Origin of the sequence: Nonomuraea sp. NPDC049655, from assembly GCF_044465465.1 — a bacterium.
GTDB lineage: Bacteria > Actinomycetota > Actinomycetes > Streptosporangiales > Streptosporangiaceae > Nonomuraea.
In genome coordinates this window covers 631,771-646,725 of record NZ_JBITLS010000001.1, presented here as the reverse complement: position 1 = coordinate 646,725, position 14,955 = coordinate 631,771, and the positions used below count along the sequence as shown (strand labels likewise).

At 73.7% G+C, this 14,955-nt stretch carries 16 protein-coding genes; 9 read left to right on the top strand and 7 right to left on the bottom strand.

Annotated features, from left to right (window positions below; genetic code table 11):
• The first annotated feature begins 14 nt into the window (after window positions 1–14).
• Window positions 15–491, top strand: a complete 477-nt coding sequence (locus tag ACIBQ6_RS02940) for a protein-tyrosine phosphatase family protein (RefSeq protein WP_397209880.1) — start codon at window positions 15–17, stop codon at window positions 489–491.
• Here the strand turns inward: ACIBQ6_RS02940 and ACIBQ6_RS02935 are convergent.
• Window positions 488–2,125 carry a RecQ family ATP-dependent DNA helicase gene (locus ACIBQ6_RS02935; RefSeq protein WP_397209879.1) on the bottom strand — a complete coding sequence of 546 codons (1,638 nt, stop codon included), beginning with the start codon at window positions 2,123–2,125 and terminating at the stop codon, window positions 488–490. The two genes, ACIBQ6_RS02940 and ACIBQ6_RS02935, sit on opposite strands and share 4 nt — an antisense overlap.
• A gap of 122 nt (window positions 2,126–2,247) precedes the next feature.
• On the opposite strand from ACIBQ6_RS02935, the gene ACIBQ6_RS02930 reads away from it, so the two are divergent.
• On the top strand, window positions 2,248–2,697 hold the full coding sequence (locus ACIBQ6_RS02930) for a DUF6789 family protein (RefSeq protein ID WP_397209878.1): 450 nt from the start codon (window positions 2,248–2,250) through the stop codon (window positions 2,695–2,697).
• Window positions 2,698–2,710: 13 nt separating this feature from the next.
• On the opposite strand, the gene ACIBQ6_RS02925 is transcribed toward ACIBQ6_RS02930, so the two are convergent.
• Complete coding sequence (locus tag ACIBQ6_RS02925; protein WP_397209877.1) at window positions 2,711–3,184, bottom strand: GNAT family N-acetyltransferase; 474 nt, start codon at window positions 3,182–3,184, stop codon at window positions 2,711–2,713.
• A gap of 311 nt (window positions 3,185–3,495) precedes the next feature.
• Between ACIBQ6_RS02925 and ACIBQ6_RS02920 the strand changes: the two genes are divergently transcribed.
• The 3 genes from ACIBQ6_RS02920 (at window position 3,496) to ACIBQ6_RS02910 (ending at window position 8,276) form a co-directional block, all read left to right on the top strand.
• Window positions 3,496–5,904 (top strand): PQQ-dependent sugar dehydrogenase, encoded by a 2,409-nt coding sequence (locus ACIBQ6_RS02920; RefSeq protein WP_397209876.1) that lies wholly within the window; start codon window positions 3,496–3,498, stop codon window positions 5,902–5,904.
• 16 nt (window positions 5,905–5,920) lie between these two features.
• Entirely contained in the window at window positions 5,921–7,669 is a 1,749-nt protein-coding gene (locus ACIBQ6_RS02915; protein WP_397209875.1) for a glycoside hydrolase family 75 protein, read from the top strand.
• 64 nt (window positions 7,670–7,733) lie between these two features.
• A complete protein-coding gene (locus tag ACIBQ6_RS02910) occupies window positions 7,734–8,276 on the top strand; it encodes a cysteine hydrolase family protein (RefSeq protein WP_397209874.1) in 543 nt (180 codons plus the stop codon).
• Here the strand turns inward: ACIBQ6_RS02910 and ACIBQ6_RS02905 are convergent.
• Entirely contained in the window at window positions 8,245–9,102 is an 858-nt protein-coding gene (locus tag ACIBQ6_RS02905; protein ID WP_397209873.1) for an alpha/beta fold hydrolase, read from the bottom strand. The genes ACIBQ6_RS02910 and ACIBQ6_RS02905 overlap by 32 nt on opposite strands.
• A gap of 72 nt (window positions 9,103–9,174) precedes the next feature.
• Here ACIBQ6_RS02905 and ACIBQ6_RS02900 point away from each other — a divergent pair, with 72 nt between their 5' ends.
• Together ACIBQ6_RS02900 and ACIBQ6_RS02895 are read left to right on the top strand one after the other, a co-directional pair.
• On the top strand, window positions 9,175–9,726 hold the full coding sequence (locus ACIBQ6_RS02900) for a helix-turn-helix domain-containing protein (RefSeq protein ID WP_397209872.1): 552 nt from the start codon (window positions 9,175–9,177) through the stop codon (window positions 9,724–9,726).
• Window positions 9,727–9,908: 182 nt separating this feature from the next.
• Entirely contained in the window at window positions 9,909–10,316 is a 408-nt protein-coding gene (locus ACIBQ6_RS02895; protein WP_358293555.1) for an ATP-binding protein, read from the top strand.
• A gap of 109 nt (window positions 10,317–10,425) precedes the next feature.
• Here ACIBQ6_RS02895 and ACIBQ6_RS02890 read toward each other — a convergent pair whose 3' ends face one another.
• Window positions 10,426–10,896: a nitroreductase family deazaflavin-dependent oxidoreductase gene (locus tag ACIBQ6_RS02890; protein WP_397160161.1), complete on the bottom strand. Its 471-nt coding sequence runs from the start codon at window positions 10,894–10,896 to the stop codon at window positions 10,426–10,428.
• A gap of 106 nt (window positions 10,897–11,002) precedes the next feature.
• Entirely contained in the window at window positions 11,003–11,617 is a 615-nt protein-coding gene (locus ACIBQ6_RS02885) for a TetR/AcrR family transcriptional regulator (protein ID WP_397209871.1), read from the bottom strand.
• A 63-nt stretch (window positions 11,618–11,680) separates the two neighbouring features.
• Here ACIBQ6_RS02885 and ACIBQ6_RS02880 point away from each other — a divergent pair, with 63 nt between their 5' ends.
• Window positions 11,681–12,280, top strand: coding sequence for a hypothetical protein (locus ACIBQ6_RS02880; protein ID WP_397209870.1), 600 nt, complete (start codon window positions 11,681–11,683; stop codon window positions 12,278–12,280).
• Between the two features lie 64 nt (window positions 12,281–12,344).
• Window positions 12,345–12,875 carry a GNAT family N-acetyltransferase gene (locus ACIBQ6_RS02875; protein ID WP_397209869.1) on the top strand — a complete coding sequence of 177 codons (531 nt, stop codon included), beginning with the start codon at window positions 12,345–12,347 and terminating at the stop codon, window positions 12,873–12,875.
• Here ACIBQ6_RS02875 and ACIBQ6_RS02870 read toward each other — a convergent pair.
• The gene (locus ACIBQ6_RS02870) at window positions 12,850–14,271 is read right to left on the bottom strand and encodes a hypothetical protein (protein WP_397209868.1); all 1,422 of its coding nucleotides are present in this window, start codon (window positions 14,269–14,271) and stop codon (window positions 12,850–12,852) included. The two genes, ACIBQ6_RS02875 and ACIBQ6_RS02870, sit on opposite strands and share 26 nt — an antisense overlap.
• A gap of 124 nt (window positions 14,272–14,395) precedes the next feature.
• On the bottom strand, window positions 14,396–14,917 hold the full coding sequence (locus ACIBQ6_RS02865) for a snapalysin family zinc-dependent metalloprotease (RefSeq protein ID WP_358293566.1): 522 nt from the start codon (window positions 14,915–14,917) through the stop codon (window positions 14,396–14,398).
• Window positions 14,918–14,955: the final 38 nt, after the last annotated feature.

Genomic DNA, 14,955 nt, shown 5'->3' with positions numbered 1-14,955 from the left:
CACGAGGAGGACCCGTGACGACTCCGACGGACGGCCCGACGGGCGAGCCGCCGCTCGCGGGCGCCTTCCGGCTCCCGGACGGCTCCTGGATCCGCGGCCGGGGCCTGCGCCACCCGCTGCCGGACGGCCCGGCGCCCGGCTTCGGCCTCTACCTGGGGTCGGCGCGGCTCACCCGCCGCCACGAGGACGGGCTGCGCTGGCCGCACGAGTGGATCGAGTGGCCCGACTTCCTGCTGCCCCGCGACCGTGACGCGGCCGTGGAGCGGATCGGCGACCTGCACCGGCGGGCGCGGGCGGGCGAGGCGGTCGAGGTGGCGTGCGGGGGCGGCGTGGGCCGCACCGGCACCGTCGTCGCCTGCCTGGCCGTCCTGGCCGGTCTCGACCCGGCCGACGCCGTCGCCTGGACGCGCGAGCACCACCATCCCCGGGCGGTCGAGACCCCGTGGCAGCGCCGCTGGATCCTGCGCTTCCCGGGCCCGGCGCGGGGCTAGGCCGGTCCGCGGGTCTCGCCGGTCCGGGGCTCGGTGAGCAGGCCCTCTTCGAGGACCACGCCGAGCTGGAGCTCGCGGTATCCGGCGTCCTCGAACAGGACCGTCAGGCGGTCCTCGCCGCGCTGGATGACCTGGCCGGGCCCCCACGCGCGGTGTTCCACCCGGGCGTGCAGCGGGAAGGGGCCGCTCTCCGGGGACGCCTGCCCGGCGGTCCCGGCGCGGCAGGCGTCGCAGTTGCCGCAGTTGTCGGCGAGCTCCTCACCGAAGTAGCCGAGCAGGAAACGCCGGCGGCAGTCGGTGGTCTCGGCGTAGCGGCGCATCATCTCCAGGCGGCTGCGGTCGACGTCCCGGCGGCGCTCGGCCAGCTCCCTGGCACGGCTCGCCGCCGCCCTGGGGTCGAGGCCGGGCACGGGATCGACCTTGCGGGTGCCGAGGCGTACCGCGCCGGCTCTCTCCAGCAGGTCCAGCAGCGCCGTGAGGCGTCGCGCCGACAGTCCGGCGCGTTCGGCCAGGCCCTTGCGGTCGCTGCCGGGGCCGGACTCGGCGACCGCCTCGGCGACCCGCGCCAGCCGTTCCTCGTCGGGCGTCCCGCCGGTGAAGAACCGCTGCAGCCCCAGGTCCTCGGGCCGGTAGAACAGCAGGGCGTCGGCCGGCTCACCGTCCCGGCCCGCCCGGCCGATCTCCTGGTAGTACGCGTCCGGCGAACCGGGGATCTCGGCGTGCAGGACGAAACGCACGTCCGGTTTGTCGATGCCCATGCCGAAGGCGTTGGTCGCGACCACGACGTCCAGGTCACCGGCCATGAACCGGTCGTGCACCGTGTCCCGTTCGGCCCGGCGCAGCCCGGCGTGGTAGGCGGCGGCCCGTACGCCGGCCTCGGCCAGCAGCCCGCTCAGCCGTCCGGTCTGCCTGCGCGAGCTCGTGTAGACGATGCCGGGCTTCTTCGCCGCCGCGACGGTCGTGACGATGTCGCCGGCGGGGTCGTCGAGCGCCCGGCGCACCTCCAGCGAGATGTTGGGCCGGTCGAACCCCTGGACGATCTCCACCGGCGTCCGCATGCCCAGCCGCTCGGCGATCTCCGCCCGTACCGGCGGGGCGGCGGTCGCCGTCAGCGCCGCGACGACCGGACGGCCGAGCGCGTCGGCCACCGCGCCGAGCCGCAGGTAGTCGGGGCGGAAGTCGTGCCCCCAGGCCGAGACGCAGTGGGCCTCGTCCACCACCATGAGCGAGGGGGCCGCGGCGGCCAGCTCGCGCAGGACGTCGGGACGGGCGAGCTGCTCGGGCGCGCAGAACAGGAACTCCGTCTCACCCGCCCGCAGCGCCTGGAACGTCTCGGCCCGCTCGGCGGCCCGCGTTCCCGCGTCCAGGCTGACGGCCTCCTCGTCGCGGTCGCGCAGGGCCTCGACCTGGTCGCGCTGCAGGGCGATGAGCGGCGAGACCACCAGGGTCGGGCCGCGCAGCAGCAGGGCCGGCACCTGGTAGATCGCCGACTTGCCGCTCCCGGTGGGCATCACCACCAGCGTGTCCCTGCCCTCGGCCAGGGCCGTCATCGCCCGGAGCTGGCCGGGCCGCAGGTCGGTCAGGCCGAGCGCCTGCCTGGCCACCCGCTCGCATTCCGCCGCCGTGTCGCCCATCCGGTCCTCTCTGGTCGGGAAGACCGTTCCTCCTGCCCCGCCGGCCGGCCGGCATGTCAGCCGCCGGCCGTGTTCTGGGTCATGGCCGGTTTCCGGCGTTCCGTCCCGGGCACCGGCTTCGCATGCGCAACCTCATGAAAGGCGCCGCGGGCGGCGCCGTGGCGACCGCGGCGATGAGCGTGGTGATGCTCGCCGGCAGCCGGGCGGGCCTGATGGAGGACCAGCCGCCGAAACGCATCGCGCGGGCGTTGCTGCCCGGCCACCGGCACCGCCCCAAGACGGGCGAGGGCGTCGTGGGGGCGCTGGCCCACCTGGGGTTCGGCGTCACCGCCGGAGCCCTGTACGGCCTGCTCACCCGCGGGCGCCGCACCTCGTCCGCGCTGGGCGTCGGGTACGCGCTGACGATCTGGATCGCCAGTTACGAGGGCTGGATCCCGAGCCTGGACATCCTGCCGCCGGTCTCCCGCGACCGGCCCGGCCGTCCCGCGGTGATGGCCCTCGGGCACGTGGTCTACGGATCGGCCCTCGCGACGACCCTGAACCGGCTCAACGCCCGTACGGACCCCCGATGAGCGGGCGCGGCCGTCATCGGGGCGGGAGCCGCAGCTCGAAGACGACGCGGTCGACGCCGGGGCCGTCGTAGTCCGGGACGGGCCCGGTGACCGTGAAGCCCATCGCGGCGTGGAAGGCGATGGACGCGCCGTTGACCGGGGAGGTGATCGCCCTGACCCGGTCGCGCCCGTCGGCCGTGGCGAGCGCGAAGAAGCGCCGGTAGAGGCGGCGGGCCAGGCCGCCGCCGCGCAGGCGCGGCGTGACGCCGACGAAGTGCACGTAGGCGAGGCCGGGCGTCGAGGGCGACAGGATCCCGACGAGGAACCCGGCCAGGCCGTCGTCGTCCTCGGCCACCAGGCTGGTGCGGTGGAAGTGGTCGAGGAACAGGCGCGGCAGCCCGGCGCTGATCGGCCGTCCCCACCAGTCGTCCAGCACGGCGACGATGCGGCCGTGGTCATCGGGCTCGGCCGGCCGCAGGCGCGGCTTCCCGGGGTCGTTCTGGTCCATGATCACGTATCGTCCCGGCAGCACCGCGCGGCTGTCCAGCCGCCGGGGGTGAGCGTTGACGTCGGCTTCCGGGCCGCATGGCGCCGACCTCCCGCCGAAGGGTGACGATCACAGGTCCGACCTCCCATCTGCTTCAGGCATACATCTCGTACGGATGTCTGTCCACGGCCATCCGCACCTCCGATGTCTCCTCCGAGCCGAGTTAGTAAAGTTTCCTAAAGTTGGAGCGTTCCAAGATCGACAACTTGTTGACGGGTGTGACTCCCTGTGGGAACACGATGAAAAGCCGCTCACCCCCCAGGAGCCACCCGATGAACTCGTGGAAGCCCCGGTTATGCGTCCTCGCGCTGGTCGCGGGCGCGCTGGCCGTGCCCGCCGGCCCCGCCGACGCCGCCCCCACCAGGTACGAGGCCGAGAACGCGACGCTCTCGCAGGGAGCCGTCGAGTCCAACCACACCGGCTACTCCGGCAGCGGCTTCGTGAACGGCGACAACGTCGCCGGCTCCTACACGGAGTGGACCGTCAACGCGCCCGGCGCCGGAACCGCCACGCTGGCCCTGCGCTACGCCAACGGCACCACCGGCGACCGGCCCGCCGACCTCGCCGTCAACGGCTCGGTCGTGGCCGCCTCCCGCGCCTTCGCCCCCACCGCGAACTGGGACACCTGGGCCACGGTCACGCTGACCGCCCAGGTCAAGGCGGGCCCCAACACGATCAGGGCCACCGCCGCCACCGCCGGGGGCAACCCCAACTGGGACTACCTCGACGCCGACGTCCAGGTCAGCGGCTTCACCGACTACCAGGCCGAGACCGCCACGATCGCGCGGGGCGTCGTGGAGTCCAACCACGCCGGCTACACCGGCTCCGGCTTCGTCAACTACGACAACGCGACCGGCTCGTACGTCGAGTTCCAGGTCAGCGCGGCGGCCACCGGCCCGCAGAGCCTGACCTTCCGCTACGCCAACGGGACCACGGTCGACCGCCCGCTGAGCATCTCGGTGAACGGCGCCGCGAGCACCCGTTCCTTCCCCGGCACCGGCGCGTGGACCACCTGGAACGAGGTCACGCTCAACGCCGCCCTGAACGCGGGCGCCAACACCGTACGGGCCACCGCGACCACCGCGGACGGCGGCCCCAACCTCGACCGGCTGCGCGTCAGCGGACCGGCCGACACCCAGAAGCCGACCGCGCCCGGCCAGCCGGTGTGCGGCGAGATCACCCACAACAGCCTGAAGCTGGACTGGCCGCCCGCCACGGACGACATCGGCGTCGTGGCCTACGACATCTACCAGCAGGGCCAGCTCATCGCCACCGCCCCCGCGCCGCCGGCCACGCTGACCGGGCTGACCCCCGACTTCGGCTACCAGCTGTCGGTGTTCGCCAGGGACGCCTCCGGCAACGTCTCGCTGAGCAGCCCCGAGGCCGCCTGCCACACGCTGCCCGCGCCGCCGGACGACCCGCCCTCGCCGCCCGGCACGCCCGCGGTCAGCGGCGTCCAGCCCACGTCGGCGACCGTCACCTGGGCCGCCTCCACCGACGACGGCGGCGTGCGGGCCTACCTGGTCCGCGACCACGCCTCCGGCGCCGTGCTGGCCACCGTCACCGGCGCGCCGCCCGCCACCAGCACGAGCGTGCCGCTGGAGTGCGCGCGCACCTACCAGCTCGACGTCGTCGCCCGCGACACCGCCGGCCAGCTCTCCGCGCCGAGCGCGGCGTCGGCCGCGTTCACCACGGGCGGGTGCGGGACCGTGCCCCAGACGCCGACCTCCGTCGCGGGCGGCTGGGACGTGCCCTGGGACGCCTCCTGGACGCCGGACGGCTCGTTCGCGCTGGTCACCGAGCGGGACACGTTCAAGGTGTTCAAGGTGACACCGTCGGGCACGAAGACGCAGGTCGGGACCGTGCCGAACGTGCAGACCACCGACGGCGAGGGCGGCCTGATGGGCCTGGACCTCTCCCCCACCTGGAACGGCACGACCGACCAGGAGGTGTTCTTCATGCACACCGCCGCCGAGGGCAACCGCATCGCGAAGATGAACTTCAACGGCAGCACACTCAGCGGCTACACCACGATCCTCCAGGGCATCGACAAGAACCGGTACCACAACGGCGGCCGCATCCGCTTCGGCCCCGACGGCTACCTGTACGCCACCACCGGCGACGCCCAGCAGTCGGCCAACGCGCCCAACCTGAACTCGCTCAACGGCAAGATCCTGCGCCTGACCAGGACCGGCGCCGCCGCGCCCGGCAACCCGTTCGGCACCCGCGTCTACAGCTACGGCCACCGCAACCCGCAGGGCCTGGCCTGGGACTCCGCCGGCCGGCTGTGGTCGTCGGAGCTGGGCAACTCCGCGCGCGACGAGCTCAACCTGATCCAGCCCGGCAAGAACTACGGCTGGCCCACCTGCGAGGGCACCTGCACCACCTCCGGCATGACCAACCCCAAGTACACCTGGGGCGTCGCCGAGGCCTCGCCGAGCGGCATCGCGATCGTCGGCAACACGGTCTTCATGGCGGCGCTGCGCGGGCAGCGGCTGTGGCGCATCGTCCTGAACGGCGAGAACGTCTCGACGGTCAACTCCTACTTCAACGGCACGTACGGCAGGCTGCGCCTGGTCGAGAAGGTGCCGGGCGCCGCCGCCATCTGGTTCGGCTCGACCAACTCCGACAACAACGGCGACGGCAGCGCCGACACGATCCGCCGCTCCGCCATCCAATAGCCCAGAGGGAGTGACCGTGCTCGCAACCCGCTTACGCACCCTCGTCCCGGTCGCCGCCGCGTGCCTGGCCGTCTCCGCGCTCGTGGCGCTGCCCGCGCGCGCGGCGACCGTGCGCTACGAGGCCGAGAACGCCGCCAACGTCCAGGGCGCCGTCGAGGCGAACCACGCCGGGTTCTCCGGCACCGGCTTCGTCAACAGCGTCAACGCGGCCGGCCCGTACACGGAGTGGACCGTGGACGCCCCGGCGGCCGGCACCGCCACCCTGGCCATCAGGTACGCCAACGGCACCGGCTCGGCCCGCGTCGCCGACGTCTCCGTCAACGGCACGGTCGTGTCCGCCGGGCGTTCGTTCGGCGCGACCGCGAACTGGGACACCTGGGCGACCTCCACCCTCACCGCCGCCCTGAACCGGGGCGACAACAAGATCCGGGTCACCGCGGCGTCCGCGGGCGGCAACCCCAACCTCGACTTCCTGGAGGCCACGACCGCCGACGCCCCGGCCACCGAGTACCAGGCCGAGGCCGCGACGCTGACGGGGGCGAGCGTGGCCACCAACCACACCGGCTACACCGGCGCCGGGTTCGTCGACTACGTCAACGCCCCCGGCGGCTCGGTCGAATGGTCGGTCAACGTGGCCGAGGCCGGCAGCCACACGCTGACCTTCCGCTACGCCAACGGCACCGCCGCCGGCCGCCCGATGGACGTCGCCGTCAACGGCGTCACGGCGGTGACCGGCCTGGCCTTCCCCGGCACCGGCGGCTGGGACACCTGGGCCGACGCCCGCGCCACGGTGACGCTGAACGCCGGCGTCAACACCGTCCGCGCGACCGGGACCGGCGCCGAGGGCGGCCCGAACGTGGACAGGTTGTCGGTCAGCGGCGCCGGCGGCGCCGACGGTCAGGCGCCCACCGTGCCGGCGAGCCCGCGGGTGACCGGCGTCTCGGCCACCGGCATCTCCCTGGCCTGGACGGACTCCACCGACAACGTGGGCGTCACCGGCTACCGCGTCTACGAGGGCACGACCGTGGTGGCGACCTCGCCCACCGCGAGCGCCACGGTGGCGGGGCTGGCCGCCGGGTCCGCCCACACGTACACGATCACGGCGGTGGACGCCGCGGGCAACGAGTCCGGGCACAGCGCCGCGGTCACCGGCACCACGACCGGCGGCGCCGGCGGGCCCACCGCCGACCAGCTCCTCGCCGAGCTCACCACGTGCGCCCAGATCTCCAACGGCAAGTACAAGACCGACTCCGACGTCTCCGCCGGGACCGTCGCGGTGTGCGGCAAGACCGGCGGCGTGTTCTGGAAGGGCGACCTGGACATCGACTGCGACGGCGTCCGGACCGCGCAGTGCAACGAGAGCACCGACTGCTGCTTCCAGGCCGAGACGTTCTGCCACACCACCTCGGACACGCCGCTCAACGCCGCGCAGCTCCCGTACGTGGTGGTGCCGAGCCCGAGCTCGATCTGGGACTACCGGACCAAGGGCATCGGCTGCGGGACGGTGGTGGCGGTCATCTACAACGGCCAGGTCGAGTACGCGGTCACGGGCGACACGGGCCCGTCGGGGATCATCGGCGAGGCCTCCTACCGCACCGCCGCCGACCTCGGCATCAACCCCGACCCGAGCAACGGCGGCACCGACTCCGGCGTCACGTACATCGCGTTCACCGGCTCCGGGACGAAGGTGGCCGCCATCGAGAACCACGCCCAGGCCGTGACGCTGGGCCGGACCCTCGCCCAGCGGTTCATCGACGACAACTGACCGACCACGCCATGCCCTGATTTGTCCTGGATAAAACAGCAGGTAGCTGGACAGGACAGGGGTTATGGCAAGATCTGCGCTGGTCGTCATCGACATGCTGAACCCGTACGAGCACCAGGACGCCGAGCTGCTCGTCCGGCAGGTGGAGCCGATCGTCGAGCCGCTCGCGGACCTGGTGGCGCGGGCCCGCGAGCGGGACGACGTCGAGCTGGTGTACGTCAACGACAACTACGGCGACTTCGCCGCCGACCGGCGGGAGATCGAGGAGCGGGCGATGAAGGGCCGGCGGCCGGACCTGGTGCAGCCGGTCCTGCCGCCGCCGGGGTGCGCGTTCCTGCCCAAGGTGCGGCACAGCGCGTTCTTCGGCACGTCGCTGGAGTACCTGCTGTCGCACAGCGGGGTGGAGCGGGTCGTCCTGGCCGGGCAGGTGACGGAGCAGTGCGTGTTGTACAGCGCGCTGGACGCGTACGTGCGGCACTACGAGCTGACCGTGCCGCCCGACTGCGTGGCGGCCATCCACCACGATCTCGGGCAGGCCGCGCTGAACATGATGGAACGCAACATGTCCGCCCGGCTCACCCCGTCCGGCGACTGCTTCCCCCGATGAGCTCGGCTGTGCGGTCGGCGACGAGGTGCGGCTGCTCGGCCTGGACCAGATGGCCCGAGAGGACGTCCTCGTGGCGCCCGTCGGGCAGGCTGTCGGCGTAGCGGCGCTGGTGCTCGCGGTTGGCGGCGTGCTGCCGCTCCCGCCCTCGGGCGGCACGGGTCACCGACAACACGATCGTCGGGCAGCTTGGCGGCCGAGGGGGTCGCGCCCGGAACTCCGGGATGGCGGCGGCCACGGCCCGGATCTCCTGGCGCGTCCGGGCGACCCCGGCGGGGGTGAAGTCCTCGGCGAGCATGGTCCGGTAGGTGTCGGCGGGGAACAGCCGCCGGACGTTCCCGCTGAACAGCCGCGCCGACGGACGGAACCGGCTGAGCGCCTGCGTCACCGCCATCACGCGGTCGACCTGCGCGGCGGTCCGGTCCCAGGTGTCGTACACCGGCGAGGTCTCCGGCAGGACGTCGGCCAGCAGCAGCCCCCGCAGCCGGGGCCCCAGCAGCTCGGCGGCACGGCGCGCGACCAGCCCGCCCATGCTGTGCGCGACCAGCACGAACTCCCCCGGCACGACGGCCTCGGTCATCGCGACCAGGTCGGCCGCCAGGTCGTCGATGCCGAACGGCCCCGTGGCGGGGCCGCTGCGCCCGCGCCCGGCCCGGTCGTAGGTCACCAGCCGCGCCCTGCTCGCCAGCAGCGGCGTCACCGCGTCCCAGCAGGTGCGCCCGCAGCCCCCGCCGGCCTCGAACACCACCGGTAAGGGTCCTTCACCGGTCTCCTCGACATAGACGTGCCGGCCGTTCACCGGCACCGTCCGCCCCGGCACGTCCCGCATGCCGCCTCCTCCGCTCCGCGAACCGAACGTTTTCATTTTGGATAACGGTATCTCATATGAAATCGTTAGGCCATGGACCCTGTCGAGCAGCTGCTGCACCCCGTACGGCTGCGCATCGTGCACGCCGTGGCGGCCGCGGACACGATGACGATCGCGCAGCTCTGCGCCCGTATGCCCGAGGTTCCCAAGATCACCGTCTATCGCCAGGTCGCGCATCTGACCGAGGGCGGGTTCCTGGAGGTCGAGGGCGAGCAGCGCGTACGCGGGGCCACCGAGCGCCGCTACCGGCTACGCCAGGACCGTCCCGCGATCGACGCGGGGGCCGCCGCGTCGATGTCGCTCGACGACCACCGCAGGGGGTTCGCCGCCGCCATGGCCGTCCTGATCGCCGAGTTCGACGCCTACCTGCGCCGCGAGGGCGCCGATCCGGTCGCCGACTCGGTCTCCTACCGGCAGGGCACCGTGTGGCTCAGCCCCGGCGAGCTCGCCGCGATGCTGACCGACCTGCTGGCGGTGCTGGGCGACCGGCTGGGCAACGCCCCGGCCCCCGGCCGCGCCCCCTACCTGCTCAGCGCGATCCTGTTCCCCTCCGGCGAGCCGCCCGCGCCCGGAACCGGCCTCTAGCCCGAGGTCGTCCCCATCCTGGGCAGGCGCGGCACGCCTTCCGGAGGGGTTTCACGGGATTTCCGGCCGAATGTCGTATCAGGGTGCCTAGGATTTGCTCACTGACGGATGAGTGGCCGCACACTCCGCTCGTTCGCGGCGGGGGGCCGGTACCGACCAACGGGACAAATCAGGCGGTGACCATGGGGGAGTCCTTCGGGCTGCACGTGCCGATCGGTACGAACCTGGCTCACCTGCGGGGCCTGGTCAGCGCTTTCGCCCTGGAGGCGGGGCTCGACAGGCAGCGGGTGGAACGGCTGGTGCTGGCGGTCAGCGAGGCGGCCGGCAACGTTCTGGAACACGCCCAGGCGCCCGGCACGGTGAGCGCCCGCAGCGACGAGGACGGCGTGACGGTGCACGTGATCGACGAGCGCGGCACCCTGACGCACGCCCACCTCGACCGCGTCCCGGCCTGGCCGCCGCAGCGCGGCATGGGGCTGTGGATGATGCAGCGCGTGTGCGACCGGGTGACGCTCGACCACCCGGACGGCCGCTCCCGGCTGGAGCTGTTCATCCGCCGCGCCCCCGCGGACCAGGACGGGCAGCCGTGAACCCCTGGGCGTGGCCCGATGCCCGCCTGGTGGTCGTGGAGGACTCCGGGCACACCGGGAGCGGCGCCTTCCGCGACGAGATCCTGAAGGCCCTGGACGGCTTCGCCGATCACTCCGGAACGAACCGGACGAACGGGATGCGGCTGCCCACCTCGCGGTAGTCGTCCACGCCGCCGTCGACGGCGAAGCCCATGATCCGGCAGAGCCGGCGGGCGGCGGCCGGGTGGCGGGGGGCGTACCGGGCCATGATGTCCGCGCCCTCGCCGGGCTCCAGCGGCACCGCCGTGGCACGGCAGCGGCGGCCGCCGACCTGCAGGCTCACCTGCGGGGTGGCCATGACGTTGCGGTACCAGTCGGCTTTGGGGCCGAAGCCGGAGGCGGCCACGTAGCCCTGCCCGTCGCGCTGGACGACCTCGATGACGGCCCGGCGGGGCAGGCCCGAGACGCGGCCGGTGTGGGTGAGCAGCATGACGCGGCCGCCGAGCACCGGCCCGAGGCCGAGACGGTACAGCAGGATGGGCAGCCGCCACAGCCGGCGGCGCAGCCCGGTCGGCGGGTCCGGTCTGCTGACGATCTCCATGGTCGGTCTCCTTCCGTGGTGGGTGGCGGGCCCCGGACGGCCCGGTCGAGGACGGTCTCCTTCCGTGGTGGGTGGGCTCCGGACGCCCGGTCGAGGACCGTCTCCGTCAGCCGGGCGGCGACGCGGCCGGCTCGCCCGCCTCCAGCAGGTCCTCCACCGCCGACAGCGCCGCGCCGACGGGGAGGGCGGGGTCGATCATGTGGTGCAGCATCAGCCCGTCGATCGCGGCGGTGACGAGCGTGGCGACGCCGTCGAGGCGGTCGGCCGGCCAGCCGGGGCGCAGGCGGCCGAGGCGGGCGGCGATGCGGCCGCGGGCCCGGCGGAGCTCGTCGCGCAGCACGGCGCCCAGGGCCGGATCGCGGGTGGCGCCCACGATCAGCTCGGCGGCCAGCCGGGTCGTCGGCCCGTCGGCCGCCGCCTGGGCCGGCAGGCCGCGCAGCAGGGTCAGCGCGGCGCGCTCGTCGTCGGCGGCCAGCAGCTCGGTGACCAGCGGGCCGACGACGAGGTCGGTGGCGCGGCGGAAGATCGCCTCACGCAGGCCGGGCAGCCCGCCGAAGTGGTAGTGGATCAGGCCGGGGTTGGTGCCGGCCCGCTCGGCGACGGCCCGCGTGGTGACGCCGGGCCACCCGTGCTCGCCCAGCAGCGCGACCCCGGTCTCCACCAGTTGCTCACGACGGCGGTCGCCACGCGCCGAATTTGGCCGATCGGCCAAGTTGGTCATACGGCCAAGTTAGCACGGGGAAAATCGCGTGCGCCACGGCGGCGGCCGGTGTTGCATGTCCGGATGATCGACGAACCGCTGGACCGCCTCCGCGCCGCCGCACGACGTACCCGCGAACTGGCCCTGGAGCGGGGGGCCACCGGCGTGGGCCACGAGGACGCCGACGACGACGCCGGCACGATCGGCACCGACGGCGCCCTCGGCTTCGACCCGTTCCCCCTGCTGGAAGCCCTGCACCGGCATCGCGTCCGGGCCGTGGTGATCGGGCAGGTCGCCGGCATCATGCACGGCTCCGCCGAGCTGACCGGCGACCTTGACCTGCTCTGGGACGGCCGCCCCGCCCACGCCCCGGCGCTGGCCGCCGCCTTCGCCTCCGTCGGCGCCCGGCTCGCCGACGAGACGGGCGGCCCGCTGCCCCTGCACCCGGACTCCCTGCTGCGCCCGAAGACGCGATTCACCTCGCCGGGGGCCGGCGGCGACTGCTGCACCCCGGCGCTCCCCTGGGGCGGGCTTCGGGTCGGCGAGTGCCTGGACCGCGCGCTGACCGCGACCGGCCCCGGCGGCCTGGAGGTCCACTACGTCTCCCGGGAGGACCTGATCCGGATGCGCCGCGCCCTGGGCCGGCCCAAGGACCTGCGCCGGGCGGCCGAACTGGAGGCGTGACCTGCGGCGCCCCGGCGGAAAACGAGTCGTCGGGGCGCGCGGCGTTCGAGTAGGTTCGCCGTTCATGACCCCTACTCTGCGCACCGAGCGGCTGCTGCTGGAGCCGTACGTCCCCGCCGACGAGGACGCGTTCGTCGCCATGTTCCAGGATCCACGGGTCACGCGGTGGATGGGGGACGGCACCGCCACCGAGGCCGAGGACCGCGCGCTGTTCGGCCGCATCTTCACCAAGGTCTACGCCCAGGACCTGTTCGCCGTCTGGGCCGTACGCCGGGACGGCGAGCTGGTCGGGCACGCCGAGATCAAGCCGACCGACACCGTGTCGGGCCACGAGCTCATCTACGCGCTGGTCCCCGCGGTGTGGGGGGCGGGCCTGGGCCGGGAGCTGGCCGAGGCGATCGTCGGCCACGGCTTCGACGCCCTCGGCCTGACCGAGGTGCACGCCACCGTCGCGCCGGACAACCTCGCCTCGCTGGCCGTGCTGCGCAAACTCGGCTTCGAGCACGTGCGCGACATCACCGAGGACGACGGCGGCACCACCCGCGTGCTGACCCGCCGCCGTCCGCCGGTCACTCCACCGCGCCCGTCCGCGTGAGCAGGTCCCGGTACCAGGCGTCGTAGGGATGGTTGGTGGCCGGGTAGTTCGCCGGCGGATCGGTCGCCTGGCCCGCCGAGTCGAAGTCCCAGCCGCGGACGAGCCGGCCCGCCCGCCGCGCGTCGGTGATGAACGACGACTGCCCGGCGGGCGCGGCGTAGAACAGCGCGTCCTGCCGCAGCTCCGCGCTGTCGCCCTGCTGGAACTCGGCGAAGGCGACCTGGCGGTGGCGGATGCGGTCGCCGGTGAACGCGTCGGTGTCCACCCGGAGGGTCCGCGACGGGGTCGGGCCGTCGGCGCCGGTCCACACGTGCACGCGCGGCGCGCCGCCGTAGGAGGTGGTCTTGTCGTGGCGGGCGTCGGAGGTCCTGGCGTTGCCGCTCCACGCGACGCTCGCCGCGCCGGCGTCGAGCGTGCCGGACCACTCCCAGTTCTGGCTGTTGCTCTGGCTGCGGTGGATCTCCCGGAGCCGGGTCCCGCCCGCGTCGGTGAAGCGGACGGTCGGCAGGACGCCGTTGTCGTACTGGCGGCCGGCGGACCAGGTGATCTCGCCGGCGGCGTCCAGGCGTCCCACGCGGTACCAGAGGGTGGTGGCGTTCTGCGACTGGTGGACCTCGACCAGGTCTCCGTTGTCGTTGAGGGCGACGGCGGGGGTGACGCCGCTGTCGTACCTGCCGTGGCGCAGCCAGGTCACCCGGCCGTCGGCGCCGTACGCGCCGGTCCAGTACCACAGCGCTCCGGCGCCCGAGTCGTGCACCTCCACGACCTGGCCGCGGGCGTTGGCCGCGACGGCCGGGTTCGAGCCGAGGTCGCGCTTGTACAGCGTGCGGGTCGTGCCGTCGCCGGAGATCACCGGGAGCACGCGGCCGCGCAGCGCGTCCACGGCAGGCGGGCCGGCCGGGTAGTCCTCGGCCCGCAGCAGCCGCGGCCCGAAGGCGGCGACGAGCTCGTCGTTCAGCGCGGCCGGGTTGCCCGCGGCGTAGGACGGGTTGTCGGTCAGATCGTCCTTGAGGTCGAGGGCGACGACGATCGGCGCGGCCGCGGGATGGGCCGCCGACCAGCCGGCGATCACCGCGAGCCAGTCGCCGAGGAGGTTGGAGGCCGGGTTGCCCGCGTGGTCCACCTCGTCGCCGGGGGCGTCGTGGCCGACGGAGTAGTCGCGGGCGGTGGCGTACCCGTTGTCGTGCACGTCGAGCTCGACGAAGCGGACGCCGTGGTCGAGCTGGTAGGCGATCGAGTTCCTGGCGCCGGCGATGTTGCCCGAGTAGCTGTTGTGCGTGGCGCGGAAGACCGCCGAGGGTAACGGCACGTCCGCCGCCGCCTCGGCCGATCCGCCCGCCGTCAGGACCGAGGCCGCGGCGGCGAGGGCTGACAGGACGGCTCTCGAACGGGGCATGCGCTGATCCTCACGTCGGGGGGCGATTGCTCCCAGACAATACGATCACGGCCCTCCGGCCAACCCCGCCGGACGAACCGGCGGGGCGGCGCGGAGTGAGACAGCCTGACGGGTGCGTCGGAGGTCAGCGGTCCTCGTGGACGCGGCCGAACTCGACCGCGGGCGCGCTGCCGGCGAAGTTGCGGTCCACCTCGGCCCGCTCGGCCACGCTGGGGGTGGCGTTCGTGCAGCTCACGGGCGCGCTGGAGCCGGACATCAGGTCGCCGCAGAGCCCGGTGCGCCGGTCCGGCAGTCCGAGGATGTGACCGATCTCGTGGGTGGCGATCCGCAGCGGGTAGTAGCCCTGGTTGACCGCCTGGCGGCCCATCCAGATCGTGCCGCGGCCGAGGCTGGTGGGCAGCGTCCTGGGCCAGTTGTTGTCGGCCAGGACGACGAAGCTGGCGGGCGTGCCCTGCATGAGCCGGACGTTCACCACGTTCGCGTTCCAGACCTGGGCGGCCTGGTCGATCACGTTGACGAACTCCGCCGACCGGGAGGCGTCGTACCGCAGCACCCGGACCAGCACGGCGGCCTGGGCCGGGGAGGTGACCAGCAGGAAGGAGAGGGCGAGGACGACGGAGAGCGTGACACGGAGAGACCTTGACACGGATCCTCCTCCAGAAGTTGGGGGGTCCTGTCACGGTA